The following is an 18,842-nucleotide window of genomic DNA, read 5'->3' on the forward strand; positions in this document are numbered from 1 at the left end:
CTGCTGCTTATAATGAGACTTCAGTGTGCAGAAAAAGAGCTTGCAGCTCCTGGCGCAATTCCTCCACGTTATACGCGACATAGCTGGGGGCTTCTTGTTGGAGAATTTCTACCGGATTATGTCCCCAGGCGACAGCTATGCTTCGCATCTTCGCCTCACGCGCACAAATGATATCGTTCTTTCCATCGCCTACAAAAACTGAATGATCGACGGTCGTACGCAATTGGTCGACGGTGCACAGCAAGCTTTCCGGGTGCGGCTTGGGGTGGGTGACATCATCGGAGCAAACCACTGTATCAAAATAGCCGATTAGCCCGTGTTCCTTCAGGGTTTGCAAAGTCCGAGGCCGATCCTTGCCCGTGCACAGGCCGCAGAGCCAGCCTGTATCCTTAATGTACCGGAGCAGCTCCTCCATGCCGTCTATTATTTCGATCAAATGAATATTTTCTCTGGCAATCCTCCGGTAATGTTCTGTCATGCCAAGCGACAGGCCCATCTTCATAAAAATATTGGGTATGGAATCCCCGCTGTGCCCAAGGAATTCCTCAAAAGAAGGGAGCGGACCATCGGAAACCAGGCGAAAGCTCTCGAAAAAGGCTGTACGCTGTACTTCCAGTGAATCAATAATCACTCCATCGAAGTCAAAGACTACTGCGTTATTCATGATTCTGCTCCCCTTTTCTGCGATTTCCCATCAGGCTTCTTCTGAGCTCTCCGCGCTGCTTGCTTTGGTTCAGATAATCGTTGTGTCTATGTTTGTCTTTTAAGAACGAGGCCAGCAAACTAATAGTTGGATATTTGAAAAGGTCAGCCATCTCAATAGATATCTTAAGCTCCTTCTCCAGATTGTTCTGGACCTGCATGAGCAGCAATGAATGGCCGCCGATTTCAAAAAAACCGTCATCTACTCCTATACGCTGGATGCCGAGCACTTCTCCCCATAGCCTGGCCAGCATATTCTCCATCTCATTGCGGGGAGGCTGATATTCATCCCGGAGATTCTTTGGCTCCATGGCATCCAGCGTAGGCAAGGCATTGCGGTCAACTTTATTCGGCCCGATCATGGGGAAGGACTTCAGCTCCAGCCAATAACGGGGAATCAGATACGCGGGCAATTGTTCCCGCAGCACCCGGATAATCTCCTTCTCTGCAGCCGGCTCTTTCAATACATAGTAGGCGGCAATTGCCGGCTCTCCCTCGTGATCCATCACCGCTGCGACCATACTCTGCTGAATAAAGGGAATGTGATCGAGTGTGCTTTCAATTTCATTGAGATCCACTCTGTAGCCCCTAATCTTCAGTTGAGCATCATTTCTCCCGTGATATTCGAGACAGCCATTTTGCAGCAGCCGGCCATAATCTCCGCTTCGATAGAGCCTCTTCCTTCCGGTGTCCGGTCCATAAGCAAATGCCCTCTCCGTTGCCTCAGCCTGATTCCAATAACCTGGGGAGAGATATTCGCTTTGATAGAGAAGCTGTCCGACTTCAAAACAACCGGCCTCCTTGCCCGTATCATCGACAATTCGCACTTCAATACCATCCACTGCGTACCCGGCTGGAAGCTTCGCATGATTCACTTCACTTTGCTTATCGAGTATGTAAAAGGAAATCACCATCAATTCGGAACATCCCAGAAAATTAACAAACAAGCAGTGTTCGGCGCAGTTCTTCTTGTACAGCTCAAAATCCGCTCGGGTAACAACTTCTCCGCCCAATAAAATCATACGAAGCGAAGGCAGTTTGACATCTTCGGGCAGATTCTTCATCAGGAACCGGAAGACGGACGGAACAGAATGATAAAGGGTAATCCCTTCGGAGTTCAGCCATCTGCTGAATCGCTGTATGCTGGCGTCCAGCTTAAGATCACTTAAATGCAACGTCGCCCCGTTCAACAAGCTTGCCAATATATCCAGAATGCCGATGGCATGGCTGTAGGTAGTTAATAGGGCGATCCGATCTTCATGATTGACAGCTAAGGAGTCCGTAAACCGGGCAATGTAATAGGTGATATTTCTGTACGATTGGACCACCCCCTTCGGTATCCCTGAGGAGCCTGACGTATACAGAATAAAGGCCGTTTGATTACCATCCGGGTAGACACAGCAATTCTCCGCAGAGATGCCGCTCAATCCCTCTGCGGTATTGACAATCGTTAATCCGGTATTAACTCTTTCCGCCAGCTCATGGGCAATGGACACGTTCTCTGAATCAGAGAGGATGAGTGCTGTCTGCGCATCATTGACCATATGGATCAAGCGTTGCAGTGGAGCGCTGCGATCCAGCGGTACAAAAGGAACCCCTGCCTTTATCGCCCCTGCCAACGCCGCAACCATTTCAATCGTGTTCCCGAACAATAAAGCTACCGGCCGCTCTCCAATTCCCTCTCCTGTCAGTTCCCTTATACGGCGGGCGATCCGGTTCGCTTGTTCGTTAAGCTGGCGGTAATTCAATGATTCTTCACGGTATTTGACAGCAATATGAGCCGGATATGCGGCGGCCTGCGCTTCGAACCGCTGTACCAGACCTTCTGCCGGATCGTTGGAATGGAAAGATTGGAGGTTAGCGGATGGTGATACACTGCCTCCTGCCAGCGGAATGTCTTTCCGCCTGAAGACCGGTAATTCCCCAATGGCCGTGCCGGCCTGCTGTGGAATGGCTTCAATCAATCTGCGATATTCCTCGAAAATGTACTGAACGGTTTCCTGCTTGAACAGATCCGTCCGGTAGAAGCACTCCAAATAAATACCGGATGAAACTTCATATAAATGAATATTCAGATCGGCTTTGGCCGTTGTGGAGGTCATCGGATACGGTGACAGCTTAATGTCATGCAGATAGCTGACTTCCGTCTCTGTCTGATTCTTCATGCTCTGATAATTAAAAATCGTGTCGTAGAGGAGGTTCCGGCTCGGGTCCCGTTTATAGTTAAGCTGGTCCACAATCATTTCAATCTGAAAATCCTGATTTTCCAGAGCCTCCAACAAGCTTGCCCTTACCTCCTGTAAAAAAACAAGGAACGGCTTCTCTCTCTCCGGTTGATTCCGCAGCACCAGCGAATTAACAAACATGCCTACCATTTCATGTACATCTTCATGATTGCGCCCGGCCTGTGGAATGCCTACCAAAATATCGGATTCTCCACTAAGCCGTGCGAGCAATGCATAATACGCAGCGAGCATGGTCATAAACCAGGTAACCTGCTGCTCTTGGGAGAACTTTTTGATGCGCTCACTTAACGGGCGGCCAAGCTCCAGTGTGATCAGGCCGCCTTGAAAACTCAGGGAAGACGGACGCGGATAGTCTGTTGGCAGAGTCAAGACAGGCAGCGGCCCCGCCAGCTTCCCGAGCCAGTAGGCCTTTTTCGCTTGATAGGCTGGAGTCGTAATGAATCCCTGCTCCCACTCGGCATAATCCTTATACTGAATGGCTAGTGGCGGCAGAATCTTCCCCATGTACAGATCGGCAAAATCCTTGACCAGCAGATTAATGGATGTGCCGTCTGAAATAATATGGTGCATATCGACGACCAGAAGATGACGCTGCTCCCCGGCTTGGAGCAAACCGACACGGATAAGCGGTGCTTGAGCAAGGTCAAACGGCTGAATAAACCTGTCCACGGCTTGTTCAATCCCATCCTCATTCACTACCGTCACCATTAGTGTAAAGTCAACCTGAGGGTGGATGATTTGAACGATCTCGCCATCTTCAACCCGAAAGGAAGTCCGCAAGCTTTCATGGCGCCCGATGATGGTGGCGAAGATCTCTTCGATCTTCCTGGCACTTAAGCTCCCTTCCAGCAAGACGCAAATGGATTCATTGTAGCCCACCGTATCCGGCATAAGTCCCTGCAAGAAAAAGATCCGTTTTTGCGCCAATGAGGTGGGGTAGTGGCTTTTGGGGTCCACTGGAGCAATCTTCCATTCATTCACGCGGCTGGCCTGTTGGATGAACCGGGCAACACTCTGAATGGTTTTGTTCTGAAAAAAGTCGGTCAGCGCCAGGCTGCAGTCAAATTGCTTTCTAATGCTGGAGATCACATGAATGGCTTTGAGTGAATCTCCGCCCAGTTCAAAAAAGTCATCCTCAATGCCGACCGGCTGAAACCCGAGATGATTTTCATAAATCGCACACAATTTATTCTCAATATCCGTCACGGCAGGAGCATAAGCCACCGGCAATTCGGGCCGTTTCCCCTGTAGCTTTCGGGTCGCCGGCTGTTGTCCGTGCTTGCCCAGTTGATCGGTACTCTTATTCCCGCGGAGCCGTGTTTCCAGCGGTTCCGCGGATACGATGATTGTAGCAGCTTCCCCCGCAAGTGCCCGGCCGAAGATTTCCTGCCCTTCCTCCGGCAGGATTCCTGTTGAGACGGCCGCAGGCCCGGCCAGGAACGGAGCCAGCAAATGATCTATATTGAGGGCAGTATGCTGCGGCTTCCCGTGATTGGTGCTGATCCGATTGGCCAGCGCATCGGATACGGCTACCATGGTGTAATTCCTGATATCCATAATGAGTTTGCCTTGTTCATCCATGATTTGAATATCAAAGCTGGCCAGCTCCTCTTGAGCCACAGGACTGTCAAGGTACTTGCTGTAGCTGTATACCCGGCTCGTCAACTCCCCATAGACAATGAGAGATTCATACGACAAAGGAATATACAGACTGGTTCGGTTAATGAAGCCCAGCAAAAAGCTTGTTGCGGAATCCAGCAGTCCAGGATGCAGATGATAGGTTTCCAGATCCCTGTGGTATTCCTCCGGAAGCTCAATGAGGGCCAGGCCTTCATTGGTTCCAGCCATAACCTGGCGAATATTGCGCCATCTTGTTCCAAAGATCAGATGGCCTGCATGCTTATGATTATCAGCTTCTGTGTAGATGACGTTCTGCTGAGTGCAGCGCTCCTTCAACTGTTCAAGCTCCACGGTGCTGCCCTGCGGCTCTGCGGAACCAATCCTTCCCGTAACATGCGGCACCCATGAATGCTCCTCCGGAAGGCGGCCATATACTGTAAACTCATTGTTCTTGGTGAGTATAAGCACGATTTCCTTCTCTTCTTCCGTGTGAACCAGGATGGGCGTGTGGAACTGTATATTGCGCAGAAGGAAGGGCTTCTTCAGGCTGCTGCTTTCGACAGCCTCCCGAACCATCTCCAGTACAGCAGTACCTGATAATACGCCATATTCCTCCGTCCGATGATCCTGCAGCACCCAGTGCTTACGCAGGCTCAGCTTCGAATGAAAGACATCCTTATCATTCATTCGAACGTAGGAATCCAGCAATGGATGGGCAAGCTCCTTAAGGGGGGCTGGAGCCATCCCTGTATTCACCGCCATCCCGACATTCTTCCACACATCCCATTTGATGCTGGTTATCCGATGTTTTCCAAGGCGATTCCAATAATCCGTGTATGCATCAACAAATGCATTGGCCGCGTTATAATCGGACTGCCCGATAATTGGAAACAGCGTACTGATCGAAGAGCACACCACAAAGAAATCCAAAGGCTGATCCTGAAGGATTTGATTCAAATGAATGCAACCCAGCGCTTTGGTCAAGATGACCGGGTCCGCTGTCTCTTTGCTCTGCTGCTCAATAAAACCGCTTCCAGGAAGCCCTGCAGCATGGATGACGCCTTGGATTGGCCCAATTTCCTGCTGGACTTGCCGGATGGTTTGTGCAATGTGGCGGAAGTCCGATACATCTGACTGATAGACGTATACCTGTGTTCCGCTTTGTTCCATGGCTTGAATTCTTCTGATTTTTTCCGAGATCGGATCATTTCCGGCATGTTCACGGAGCCAGCTTGTCCACTGGTGCTTCGCCGGAAACGCTGACCGGACAATGAGGACGAGGCTCGCTTGGCAATGGCGGGACAGATAACCGGCCAGCTCCATTCCGATGCCGCCGCTTCCCCCTGTAATCAAATATACCCCTTGATCGGAAAGTACAGGCATGGCATCCTGGCCCGGGGCAAGGGGCTCGTACATGGGAAGCCATTTGGAGTTTCCCCGTATTGCAGCAATCTCGTCCTGACCGCTCTCCGCTTCCCGGAAAAGGATGTCAGCGACTGTGGGCAAGCGGAGCTGCTCTTGATCCCCGATCTCCAGGAGCTGGCACCGCAGGTTCGGAAACTCTAGCGGGATTCCGCGAACCAATCCCAGAAGGGTCGCATTCCATGGGTTTATTTCTTCATTGCCCAGCACATCAAAAAGATGATTCGTGACCACGCCCAGTTGAAGCATTCCGTTTGCGTTGCACTCACCTATAGCTTGAACGAGAGGCAATAAACCATAATACGTTTCTTGCAGTAAAAGCTCTCCCTGTCTGTCATCCCATGCCTCCATGCCATGTCCGCTTAGCGCAAAATACAGGATATTCCGGGGAAATGCCTTGGTTTGCTTATGGTAGGCCTGAAGCATTTGGCAGTAGGCGCTTTTACTGCTATTCTCCAGTTGAATTTCCGAGCCGCCAGCCGAAACAGGCTTACAGGCTTTTGCCACGAACACCGGATGGTCAAAGTAACGCTTGCATATTTCGATTGTGCGTTCTTCCAATACGATATCGTGAATAATTATCGCTGAGGGCTTGCTCCCTTTTCTGCTTCTCATGCTGGAAAACGCTGCTTTCTTCCAGGTAGGAGCATAGCAGCAATCCATCGCTGACTTCTGTTGTCCTGACTGTCCTTTTACCTGCTGCAGCAAGGATGCTCCCAGTTGTACGGGGTCCTCATCAAGAAAATAACGGTTTCGCTCAAACGGATAGGCGGGCAGCGGAATACGTCCCCTATTCTCTGCCTTCTCCAGCGCTTCCCAGCGAATGCCCAGCCCTGCACTCCATAGTCTCCCTATCCACTCCAGGAAATCCCGGTCTCCTCTAGTAGTGCCCACATGTGGAACCAATGAAATCACCTTAGATTCGTCCAACGTTTTTACAAGCTCGTTTACTTCCGTTCCTATATAAGCAACGAGGGTCTTCGGGCTGTTCACGAGGCTCATAATCCCTGGCGTTGCAGAAAAAGAAGAATTCCAGGTGTCGCTCCAAAAATGCGGCTCCTTCAGTTGTCCCGGCAACAGCTTGTCGCCGCTTGCTGCCGAAAATATCGGCACACTAGGGTTGTTGATGGGATTCTCTGTGATGGCCGTGCTCCCTCTTTCCATGAATGCAGTGAACGAGTGCTCAAGTGCCACAGCTTCTGCCGCAGCGGCTGCTACACAACTGCCCCGCTTGATGCCAAGCAGCCCCAAGGGTGTATGGTTACATCGCAGCATGAGGGTTACCACAGCATAGCCGAATAGGAAATGAATAGCCTCGCGTTGCGGCTGATTCTTATTCCCCTGAAGGAACAGTGTACGGAAGTCTATTCCGCCGTAAGCTCCCAGTTTGCGCATAGCCGTGTCAGCCGCCTGGCGAAACGCGGGGTGGCCCGCATATAAAGAGATGGCCTGTTGAACGACTTGTTCATCGCCATCTATATCCGGCAAAACATAAAGAACAGCATATTCACTTTTGTCCACCGATTGGATGGCAACTGTCTTGTCCTCAAGCTTACTTGCCAGCTCCTGATGACTCTCCGCAGCAATACAGGCACGATGGGGCAGAGTCTTCCTCCCTGCTTGCAGCGTATAGGACGCATCGGACAGACTCAGGTTGGGACTGCTTTTCAAGTGCTCCTTGAAGCGCCTGATTTGTTCCCGCACGGCGGTTGGGGTCTTGGCAGAGAATACGAACAACCGGGGAGCCTGCTCCACAATCTCCTGTTCTAATTGCGGAGGTGCTTCAAGAATGATATGGGCATTGGTCCCGCCGATGCCAAAGGAGCTAACGGCAGCCCGCAGCACATTGTCTGCGGCTGTCCAATCAGTCAATGCATTGTTCACATAAAAAGGGGTATCCTCAAACTCAATTTTGGGATTTGGGTTGTTGAAGTGAATCGTGGGCGGAATCTGCCTGTGCTCAATCGCTAGAATCGTTTTGATTAAGCCGGCTATACCGGCTGCTTCATTCAGATGGCCGATATTCGACTTTACAGAGCCAATGGCGCAATATGCTTTGTGATTTGTGCCATATGCCCGCTTCAGCGCTTCGATCTCGATGGAGTCTCCAATCTTCGTGCCCGTGCCGTGGGCTTCCACCATAGTAATGGATTCCGCCTCCACTTCAGCCATCTGGAGTGCCGCCTCAATCACTTCTTTTTGTCCGTTGATGCTCGGGGCGGAGAACCCCGCTTTTCGATTGCCGTCATTATTGATGGCCGACCCTTTAATCACGGCGTAGATATGATCGCGGTCGTGAATGGCATCCTGCAAGGTTTTGAGGACGACGACCCCTGCTCCATCGCTGATAACCGTTCCCTGTGAAGCGGAATCAAACGTGCGGCAATGGCCATCCGCTGAATAGATCAGATCATCGACGTAGTAATACCCCTTCTTGGAAGGGAGCGAGAGATGCACACCGCCCGCCAGCGCGATGTTGCATTCACCGTTAAGCAAGGCCTGGCTGGCAAGGTGGACGGCAACCAGCGAAGTGGAGCACGCCGACAGAACGGTAACGCTTGGCCCCTTCAGCCTTAATTTGTAGGAGATGGAGGTACATAAATACTCACGGAAGCTCATATTAAACGTAGGGTGCTCGCCAGCCAGAAGCTGCCGGAGCTGCCAGTTGGCATTTTCGGTGCTGCCCGCGTAAAGGCCGATTTGCCCTTTATATGTATCGGGATTATACCCGGCGTTGTCCAATGCATTCATTACACATTCATGAAAGATTCTGACTTGAGGGTCCAGTACTGTCGCTTCGAGCGGCGTATAATCAAAAAAGGAAGCATCAAAATATTCAATGTCTTCCAGAACGCCTCTCGCCTTCACATAATTGGGGTCCTTGCACAGAGCAGAATCGACGCCGGATTGAATCATCTCCTCATCGGAAAAGAACTGAATCCCTTCGACTCCATACTTGAGGTTGGTCCAAAATTGCCCAGCGTCAGCCGCTTGCGGGAATTTACAATCCAGGCCGATGACGGCAATTTCCAGGCCGGTATACACTTGCTCACTGTTTTGATCTCTCATAGTAACTCCCAATTCCTTTCCTATTCTTCGCTGAGAACAATCATGCCTGTACAGAAGAATAACTCTGCGGAAGAGGTGCTTCGAAGGCTTTAGGCTGCCCTGTATCCTTCAATAAGCAGCAGCACAGCATAAATAACCCTCACCTGTATATGGTGAGGGTTATTTATGCTTACACATTCTATGCAATTAGTGTTCTGTTAATAAGGTCGATGACCTTCTTCTCTTCCTCGTTGATGAAGAAGTGCCCTCCCTGAAACGTAACAATCGAGCAAGCCTGGGTCGTGTACTCTTTCCACTGCCGGATCTCCCCCATGCTTGCAATCTCATCCTCATCGCCGACAAGAACAGTAATATCCATGTCCCATTTCACTTGAGGGGCTTCAGTGATATAGTTCTCCACATTCTTGTAGTCAGACCTCAGAACCGGGGTGAAAATCTGCATCAGTTCTTTATTCTCCGATACTTGCTTTGGCGTTCCGCCAAGCCTGATGACTTCCCGCCAGAATTCATCATCCGGCAAATGATGAATCTTCTTCCTATCATGAATATGAGGCGGGTACATACCGGACAGAAACAGATGCCGCGGTTTCTCCCAGCCGTTCGCTTGAATTTGTTTCATCAGTTCACATATATACAACGTGCCCATGCTGTGTCCGAATAATGAATAGCCGTTGTCGCCGATTTGATTCATAATAGCAGCCGAGATATCCATCACCCCGTCATGCAACGAAGGATAGAATGGTTCTATGAACCTTCTCCCCCGCCCGGCCAGTTCTACGGGTATCAGCTCAATTCTGGAATCCAGCTCCCGTCTCCACTTAGTAAATACAGTAGCAGACCCACCCGCGTACGGCAAACAAAACAACTTCATCCCATCTGAAGAACTGTTGCTGGCACCCACTGCGTATTCTCCTTTTGATTAACGTGTTCAGAGGCATAGCTTCGCCATTTCGTGTATCTTGCTTCATACACTACTACCCTACCATTTATGGCCCCTGCGTCATTCTAAAGTGCCTAAGCTTCAATAGAACAGTCTGGTTATTTTTGTGAGAATAAAGCAAAAACCTACCCTATAACTCTGCTGTTGTAAGGAAGGTTTTACCACTATGAGTATCTTTATCTATCCAAAAAATTCTCGACTTGGAACCCTTAACCAACATATTATCGTACGCCTATACCCTTGTCAAGAAATTACAGGACAATTCACACCCCGTTTACTTCCCTCTCAATATAAGCAACCAGATCTTGCATAGAATGAAATAATTCAATGTCCAGCATGTCATCCTCGAATTGAATCTGAAACGCATTTTCGATCTCAACCACTAACCGGATAAACCCAAGTGAGTTAATTCCCGCTTCCTGCAGGCTGATTTGATCCCCGGAAAAAGCAATTTGGCCTGTCTGTACAGTTGCCTCTCCAGTACCCACCGCTTGCATCTGTTTGAGATAAATTTGCACCAATTGGGCTTCAATTTCATTTTTGGTTATCACGATTAGCATCACTCCACTTTTGGATTTTACCGATAGCCCTTGGGCGGGATGGATCATGACAATGGCTTAGAAGGAGAATATTTTGCTATGAGATAGTTGATCCAATAGCTTCTTTATAAACAGCTTTTCCTTCGCCGCTATTTCTTCCAGGTACCTCATAATTCTAGTAACCGATTCCGGATTGCTGTGCAAATAATATTTCAGCATCAGATTCCGGGCGTTTAATGCCAGCCGTTCCAGCTCCATGCTGGAAGCAAGCTCATCATCCGAGAAGATAAGCTGCTCTGAATGCTCCTTCATATAGCTGATGCGGGCGGACATCAATCTCTTGTGCTCCCACACGCTGTGAATATGCCTGATATCGAAGGCGGCTTGCCCATTGAGCAATTGCCCAAAATATTCCAGCAGAGCATCATAGGTCTTCATCCCGTAATCACAATGATCCCAGGGGGAGGCGACCATCCGAAATCTGTTAGATGTATTCCTGGAGAGCAGATAGTCTTCAAGAGTTTCCTGTACCAGAGTCAGATCAAAATCATATTGTCCCGCTTCGTTCCATTTATACAAAAAGATCCGATCGCACACTGCCTGATGATCAATAACGTCAATGTTGTGATACGCCTGTTCAAAATCGGTAAAACGTACGCTTGTGGAAGCAAAGGTGTGCTTATCTGTAAAGCCCGTGAGCTGGAACGTTTGCTCCTGCACATCATAGCCATGGATCAATACATCATGGGAAAGATGGCTTTTGCGGTAAACCTCCCGTTCCGGGATAAAATATTCGTCTACATTCAAATTACAATACAAGCCGTCATCCAGGCAGTCCCGGATAAAATCAACGATATTGCGCTTGATGATGCCCATTGTGCCTCTTTGCAGGCGTTCGACATGCAGCCATGGATTTAAAGTGTGGTCGTGGATGTAGAATGTAAACGGGACAGGCGGATCAGGTCTTCTGTCATAGCATATTTGGATGAAGTTGCTGTAGAACCAAGGCAGACTTTTGTCGTGTGCAAGCACGATGCTAAGCGGAAAAGCGAAAAACTGGTATCCCAAAATAGGCGGCTGCACCACCGGTAAAAGCACTCTCTTCATTCCATACTTCCCCTTTCTGCTTCAAATAAGAACGGTAAGCTTGGGGTTATTCCAAAAATGGGCCAATCATCGAATCGGCATTTTTTTTCACTTCCTCAGGTGCTCCGGTGGCAACAATCTCCCCTCCCTTGTGTCCTGCGCCTGGCCCCAGCTCGATAAGATAATCACAATAGGAAAGAACATACGGGTCGTGTTCGATCAATATGACGGAATGCTTGCCGGCTACCAGTTTGCTTAAGATCATCAGCAATTTTTCGGCATCGTAGTAGCTGAGTCCGACAGTAGGTTCATCCAAGATATACAGATAGTTGACTTTCCCGCTTTTCCCCAGCTCTCTGGCGAGCTTTAACCGTTGCACTTCTCCTCCGCTCAGTGTGGTGAGACTTTGACCTAAGTGAATGTAACCCATGCCCATCTCTTCAATCGCAGCAAGCAGGCTGCTGATTTTGGGATGATCCTGAAAGAATGCCTGGGCTTCTGTAACAGACATCGCAAGGATGTCAGCAATACTGCGCTGCTTATACTTCACCCGCAGCACCTCATCCTTAAAGCGTTTGCCTTGGCAGGACGGGCATTCCTCACTGAACACAAGCTGGCTCAGCCACCTCTTGATATGCCCGTAGCCATTGCACATTGGACATGAGCCCATGGAATTAAAGGAAAAATGCCCTTTCGTAAATTGCTGAGCCGCAGCCGCCTCCTGTGTAGAGAAAATATGGCGAATCGGCTCCCAGACTCCCAGAAAGGTAGCCACAATCGAATTTTCATGCCTCCGGGCCAACTGCTGGGTGACGACAACAAAACCATCTATATTCCCGGCACCTTCCAGCTCCGCCTCTGCTCCGGTCTGGACGGTATCCGCCCCGGTCTCTCCTTCGTCCAAATGCTTGTTTCCCGGTGCCTTGGTCTTCAAGGCCGCCTGCAGCTTAGGGATCAGGGTATCAATCATCAGAGAGCTTTTTCCGCTGCCGGATAAACCGCAAATTCCGACGATAGACTGCAGCGGGATATCCACGTTAATATTCTTGAGGTTGTTCGTTTGGGCATTTCTGATGGAAAGCCTGGGCGAGGAGGCATCCAATGCACTCGTATATTGTTTGGGCGGCATCGGTTTATGCAGCAGGTACTTGGCCGTTATGGATTCAGTGGAATCCAGAAAGCTGGCATAGTCCCCTTGATAGACGATAGTCCCGCCCTCTTGACCCGCTTTGGGACCAAAATCAATAATATACTCCGCCTGCCGGATCACACTTTCGTCATGCTCTACGACAATCACAGTATTTCCTTGCTGCTTCAAGCTTTGAAAGCTCTCAATAATCTTGGCCTTCTCCACTTCGTGCAAGCCCGCCGTCGGTTCATCAAAGATATAAATGATCGAATCCACCTTGGCCGAGAGATGGGACATAATATGCAGTCTCTGAATTTCCCCACCGCTGAGAGACGGAATTTCCCGGTACAGATTGAGATAAGATAATCCAACGGTCTCCATACAGATCAGCTTGCTGAGGATTTCCTTGATTAAATGCATCACAAAAGCAGTATGCGGCCTTACGGTCAGATAATGCTGAAAAAACGCAGTAAGCCCGAGCACATCCATCTGGCAAAGCTGGCCAATATGATTATTCTCCAGCGTGATGGCGAGTGCTCTGTCGCCAAGCCGGTACCCGCAGCATCTTGTACACGGCCGGGTGATGTGGAGATCGGGAAGCTGCTGGAGATTCACTTTTTTCAGCTTCTCCTCTATAACCACATTCACTCCATAAAAGATAAGATTCTCTTTGCTCTGCGTCCGTTTGGGCCGATAATGCAAGAAGACATCTCTGGCCTCGCCGGATAATTGTGAAAACGGCGTCTCCGGCGCGAGATTATAGTATTTGATGAAGTTATCGAACCTCTTGGTGACATATTCCTTTTCTTCTTTTTTGTGCTGCGGAAACTCATAGGCGAATTGATGCCATACTTCTATTGATACACTGCCAGGCGGCAGAATCTTGGCGATATTCACCTCAGTTATTGTTCCTCTGCCGCTGCAGGCCGGGCAGGAGCCATGGGGCGAGTTGAACATAAACATTCCGGGGACATATTCCCGCAAGGAGGTCTCTGTCTGCCCGCTCCCCTTCTCTACCCCTTCGTTCACATAGATCAGCGCCATCAGGTTCAGGAGTCGGGTGGCCGTCCCTACAACCGACCTTGGATTGAGGTTGCTCACGGTTCTCTGCTGTACGGCAATTGTCGGGCTAAGCCCCTGAATCATATCAAACGAGTCGTAGTGCAGGACGTCATGGGAAATGCCCAAGGCCTCCAAATATAGCCGCTGCCCTTCATGATGGAGCGTATCAAAGATAAAACTGGATTTCCCCGATCCGCTAATGCCCGTTACGGCAATAAGCTGCTGCTTCGGAATCTTCGTTGTGATGTTTTTGAGATTATGCAATTTGGCATTATAGACCTCAATATGTTTCATTATAGATGTCCTCTCTGCTAGTTCTGGGCAAGCGCTGCTTGTAAATATTGTTTCATCCCCTGCAGACCAAGATCATAGGAATAACCTTTCAGGCCCACGACCAGTCCGACAGCATTGTCAAAAAAGATGGATTGTGCGTGCCAGCCTCCTCTGTCAAAAATATTGGACATATGTACTTCGATATAAGGAATTCCGACCGAAGACATGGCATCCAGGATAGAATACCCGGTTTTGGATAATCCCGCCGGATTAAGCACGATCCCATCCAGTGAAGATAGATGCTCATGTATAAAATCAACGATTTCCCCTTCATGGTTCGATTGAAAACAAAGCAGCTCGATTTGCCATTCGTCGGCCAGCCCGCGCAGCCTCTCCTCAATTTGCTTCCATGTGACTTTTCCATAAAACTCTGTTTCCCGTACACCGATTAAATTCATATTCGGACCGTTCACGACGGCAATCTTCATAGCGCAGCTCCTTCTCCCTTGTAATCGACTAATTCTCCGAGTGTTGACGCATGGGGAATCCTGGCTAACTGCTGCCCGATATCCAGCAGCAGTTGAGCGATATGGTCAGGGTCATATACACTGCGGTTGTATTCAACCCGAAGCGTAAACTGCTCATCGCCCGGATTGACAAACAGACGCAGAGGAAGATGCAATTGTCCGGTATTCTCTGCTTGAAGCAAGTTCTGCCCGCCTCCGCTTGGAGTCTGGTTCATGTGAAACGGGAAATTGGTGTAGACCAAGCTCCGTGTGTTGGTCACCCGCTGTAAGTAGTCGATGGGAAGACCGGACCACTGGCTTATCTGCTGTAAGGTAACATGCTCGTGGCGTCTGAGCTTCAGTATTTTTTTTTGCAGCGCTTGGAACCAGACCCCGGCATGCTCCGCAGGAGTGTAAGTCATGCGGACAGGCAGGCTGTTCGTAAACAGCCCCACCATAGTGTCCATATGCTCCACCTCCGGGACTCTTCCCGATGTAATCATTCCGAGCATGATGTCCTGCTTCTTGAGCAGCCGGGCCAGTACCAGACCCCACAAGCCAAGAAACAGCGTATTCATGGTGATCTGTCCTTTTCTGGCATAATCTCTTGCCGCCTGCATAACACCCTGCGGAATATCTGTACTCTGAAAAGCGCCTTCGTAGCTCAGAGGGGAAATGCTGTCCGCTGGCTCTGGCTGATTTTCCATGCTGAAGCCCTTCATTTCTTCTGTCCAGCACCTCTTCGCTTCCTGGATATCCTTTGTTTTTTGCCACTGTATATAGGCCAGATAAGGCGTAGGTGCGGGTTCGGGCAGAAGCTTGGGAGATTCGAGCTGTTCATAGCTGTCCCATACCTCCCGCAGAATAATATTCATGCTCCAGCCGTCAAACAAAGAGTTCTGGTAAGACCAGACAAATTGATAGCAGGCCTCCCGAAGCTTCATGAGATGGAAACGCATTTGCGGAACCTCATCCACTTTAAAGCTTCTTTTGCTTTCGAGGGACAGGAACTCATCCAGTGCGCGCTGCTGTCCTTCGCGGGACAGCCCTGTCCAATCCAGCTCGTGGATGGTGATTTCAACCTGTTTTTTGACAAACTGAACCGGATTGGAAATTCTTCTCCAGACAAAGCCGGACCGCAGCAGGGTGTGACGGTTGACCACCTTGTTCCAGGCTGACCGGAAGCGGCCGTAGTGCAGCTCTTGGGGTATCTGAAACGAAAGCAGATTGACCGTGCCTAAGCGGGCATTAATAAGGTTGTGATTCAACACCAGAAGCTGCATAAATGACAGCGGATACACACTTTCCACCTCTCCGGCAGGGAGGACCTCCGCCAATAGGCTCTGATCGGACAAGCCCACATCGAAATAATGAATGCCCGCCGGTTGTTCCGCCGTAGGCTCATCTTCTTGCGGTGAGGCCGCCGGCTGCTCCAGGAGCTTATCCGATAATTGCTCTATCGTCGGGTATTCAAAAAGGAGTTCCGAAGAAAACACGATATCATAATCCTTTGCACGGGAGGCAAACTGGATCGCTGTTACAGAATCGCCCCCGTTTTCGAAAAAGTCGTCCCGGCTGCTGATCGGTCTTTTTCCCAATAATTCCTCCAAGATGGAGCACAATCTGGAGACGATGTATTCCTTCCGCTTCTCCGGTGCATCCGGGAATGATGCGGCAGTACTTGAGGAGAAGCCGGCAAGCAGCTCTTGGATTTCCTGCAATTGAGACGAATTCAGCAGATAACGTGTGCTGCCAATCTGAACGAAATGGTCTCCCGTGCCCATGTCCTTCAATGGTTCCTCATGGAGTTTATTCGCCGCAAAGCCATCCTGTTCTTGGGTCACCGCTCTGTCAATCCAGTAAGTTTCTCTATCAAAAGCATAGGTGGGCAGCGGAATTCTTCTTGTCTGCCTGCCGGACTGAACGTTCTTCCAACAGACCTCCACGTTGGCCAGCCACAATCTGCCCAAGGAGTCCTGAAGAACCCTGTCTGCCCCTTCGTGGTCTGCTTCATGCGGCAGAGAATCCAGCAGCAGAGCGGTTTGATTCTTCTCTCGGATGGCTAGGTCCAGCCTATCGAGATGATGATTTCCCGGACTGAACTTGATATAGACCGGATTCTGGAATGCGGCAAGCGCTGACACGCAGGCCAGCGGATGGCTTGGCTGGTTCAAGACCTCTTTCCAATAGGCGAGGGAGACCGCCTGCGCTTCAGCTAACCAGGTCTGCGTTACATTGGACAGAACCGGAATTGTTGGTTGTCCCAGCACAATGCCGTCCGAAACATCCCCTTGGAAAAACAATAATTTCAAGGCTGATTCACGTGAAAAAACATTCGCCAGGCAAGCGCCGACATATTCACCGATCCAATCTCCGGCCACCGCTTGCGGGAAAACGCCCCAGTGCTGCCAGAGCTGTGCCAGGGAATAACCGGCTATAAAAGACAGAAGCGGTCCATAAGGCTCTTGGCTGGAGGAGAACTCCCCTTGCCCTTGAATAAGACCGGCTTCAGGGAATATCCGCTTTGTGAGATCAATGTGAAACATCCGATCCACCATTTGAAAGCTTTCATCTATTGTTTTTCGAAAGAACGGCTCTTGCCTATACAGTTCCTGAACCATTGCCGCCGGGGGAACCTGCTCCAAGGAGAAGCAGAAGACAACGGTTTTCTTCTGCTTTCCCGCCCGCTGTTCCGGACAGATTATCCTTTGCCCTCCCTGATTGCCGCAAAGAAGAAATCCCCGGAAGTCAAAATGCTCCCTTCCCCTCTGGAGGGTATAGGACACCCGCGACAGATCCGCCGCTGGATTGGCTTCCAGGTACGCCAACAGATGATCAAGGTTGCGCTGCCGGGCCTGCTCTGTTTTCCCTGAAAAAGGCAGCAGATGCCACTCTTGTCCGCTTGGTTCCAGACGCAGGTCTGGGGCCTGTTCGACAATGACATGGGCATTGGTGCCTCCGATGCCAAAGGAGCTGACGCCCGCCACCCTTCTCTGCCCGCCCGCAGCCCATGTCACCGGACTCTGATTTATCCGAAACGGGCTGTCCTCTAATTCCAGCTTGTGATTAGGGCTGCGGAAATGCAGGAGTGGCGGGATGAGATTCTGCTGGATGCTCAGAACCGTTCTGATTAAGCCGGCAATGCCAGAGGCGGTATTCAAGTGCCCGATGCTGGACTTGACCGAACCAATGTAACACGCCTCTTCCGGAGTCCGGCCTTTGAACACTTCCTTAAGGGCCGCAATCTCTACCTGATCGCCCAATTTGGTACCGGTGCCGTGCGCCTCGATATACCCGATATCGCTGCACGTCACTCCGGCAACTTCCATAGCCTCCGAAATCACTTGTACCTGTCCATCTAATCCCGGAGCCGTGAACCCGATCTTGCCTGACCCGTCATTGCAGATGGCTGACCCGCCAATCACCGCATAGATATGATCCATATCTCTGACGGCTTCCTCCAGCCGTTTGAGCACAATTACACCGACCCCATCGCCGAACACGGTTCCCTCTGCCTTTTCATCGAAGCAGCGGCAGTGTCCGTCAGGCGATTCGATACCCCCCTCTTTATAGAGGTATCCGCTTTTTTCTAGAAATTGAATGGACACGCCTCCGGAGAGTGCCATATCACATTCACCGTTCAGCAAGCTTTGGCAGGCTATATGCACACTCACGAGGGAGGAGGAGCAAGCGGTCTGTACCGCTAGACTGGGACCGGTCGCATTCAATTTGTAGGAAACACGTGTTGTGAGGAAGTCCTTGTCATTGGCCACCTCAATTTGCCGGTGGTCCAAAATATACATCAGCTCAGGATGGCTCATAATATGGGTTACATATTTATTCGCACCTACCCCTGCAAATACGCCGACCGCTCCTTCGTATTGGGACAGGCTATGCCCGGCATCCTCTAGTGCATTCCAGGCGCACTCCAGAAATAACCGCTGCTGCGGGTCCATGATTTCCGCCTCTCTGGGTGTGTATTGAAAGAAGGCGGCATCAAACTGCCCGATGTCTTGTAAACGGCCGGAAGCCCGGACATACTCGGGTTTATCGAGCAAGGCCGGACTCACTCCCGCCTCCCTTAATTCCTCTTTGGTGAAGAATTGAATCCCTTCCGCACCTTGAACCAGATTACGCCAGAATTCCCCGATATCCCTTGCCTGCGGGAACCTTCCGGCCATTCCGATGACAGCAATCTTCGAGGTAAGACTAAGATCATTTTCCATGGTCATGTTCCTTTCACCTGGG

8 protein-coding genes are annotated in these 18,842 nt (G+C 50.2%); all 8 read right to left on the reverse strand.

Features of this window, described 5'->3' with window-relative positions; all coding sequences use genetic code 11:
- Window positions 1-7 precede the first annotated feature (7 nt).
- On the reverse strand, window positions 8-664 hold the full coding sequence (locus B212_RS0119335) for an HAD family hydrolase (protein WP_019912657.1): 657 nt from the start codon (window positions 662-664) through the stop codon (window positions 8-10).
- Window positions 657-9,059: a type I polyketide synthase gene (locus B212_RS0119340; RefSeq protein ID WP_019912658.1), complete on the reverse strand. Its 8,403-nt coding sequence runs from the start codon at window positions 9,057-9,059 to the stop codon at window positions 657-659. The genes B212_RS0119335 and B212_RS0119340 overlap by 8 nt, the downstream gene beginning before the upstream one ends.
- 178 nt (window positions 9,060-9,237) lie before the next feature.
- Entirely contained in the window at window positions 9,238-9,960 is a 723-nt protein-coding gene (locus tag B212_RS0119345) for a thioesterase II family protein (protein ID WP_019912659.1), read from the reverse strand.
- 302 nt (window positions 9,961-10,262) lie between these two features.
- On the reverse strand, window positions 10,263-10,550 hold the full coding sequence (locus B212_RS0119350) for a phosphopantetheine-binding protein (protein ID WP_019912660.1): 288 nt from the start codon (window positions 10,548-10,550) through the stop codon (window positions 10,263-10,265).
- Window positions 10,551-10,616: 66 nt separating this feature from the next.
- Window positions 10,617-11,645, reverse strand: a complete 1,029-nt coding sequence (locus B212_RS0119355; protein WP_019912661.1) for a hypothetical protein — start codon at window positions 11,643-11,645, stop codon at window positions 10,617-10,619.
- A 46-nt stretch (window positions 11,646-11,691) separates the two neighbouring features.
- On the reverse strand, window positions 11,692-14,109 hold the full coding sequence (locus B212_RS0119360) for a hypothetical protein (RefSeq protein ID WP_019912662.1): 2,418 nt from the start codon (window positions 14,107-14,109) through the stop codon (window positions 11,692-11,694).
- A 17-nt stretch (window positions 14,110-14,126) separates the two neighbouring features.
- On the reverse strand, window positions 14,127-14,576 hold the full coding sequence (locus B212_RS0119365) for a type II 3-dehydroquinate dehydratase (protein ID WP_019912663.1): 450 nt from the start codon (window positions 14,574-14,576) through the stop codon (window positions 14,127-14,129).
- Window positions 14,573-18,826, reverse strand: a complete 4,254-nt coding sequence (locus B212_RS0119370) for a beta-ketoacyl synthase N-terminal-like domain-containing protein (protein WP_019912664.1) — start codon at window positions 18,824-18,826, stop codon at window positions 14,573-14,575. The genes B212_RS0119365 and B212_RS0119370 overlap by 4 nt, the downstream gene beginning before the upstream one ends.
- Window positions 18,827-18,842 lie beyond the last annotated feature (16 nt).

Source organism: Paenibacillus sp. HW567, assembly GCF_000374185.1.
Lineage (GTDB): Bacteria > Bacillota > Bacilli > Paenibacillales > Paenibacillaceae > Paenibacillus_AQ.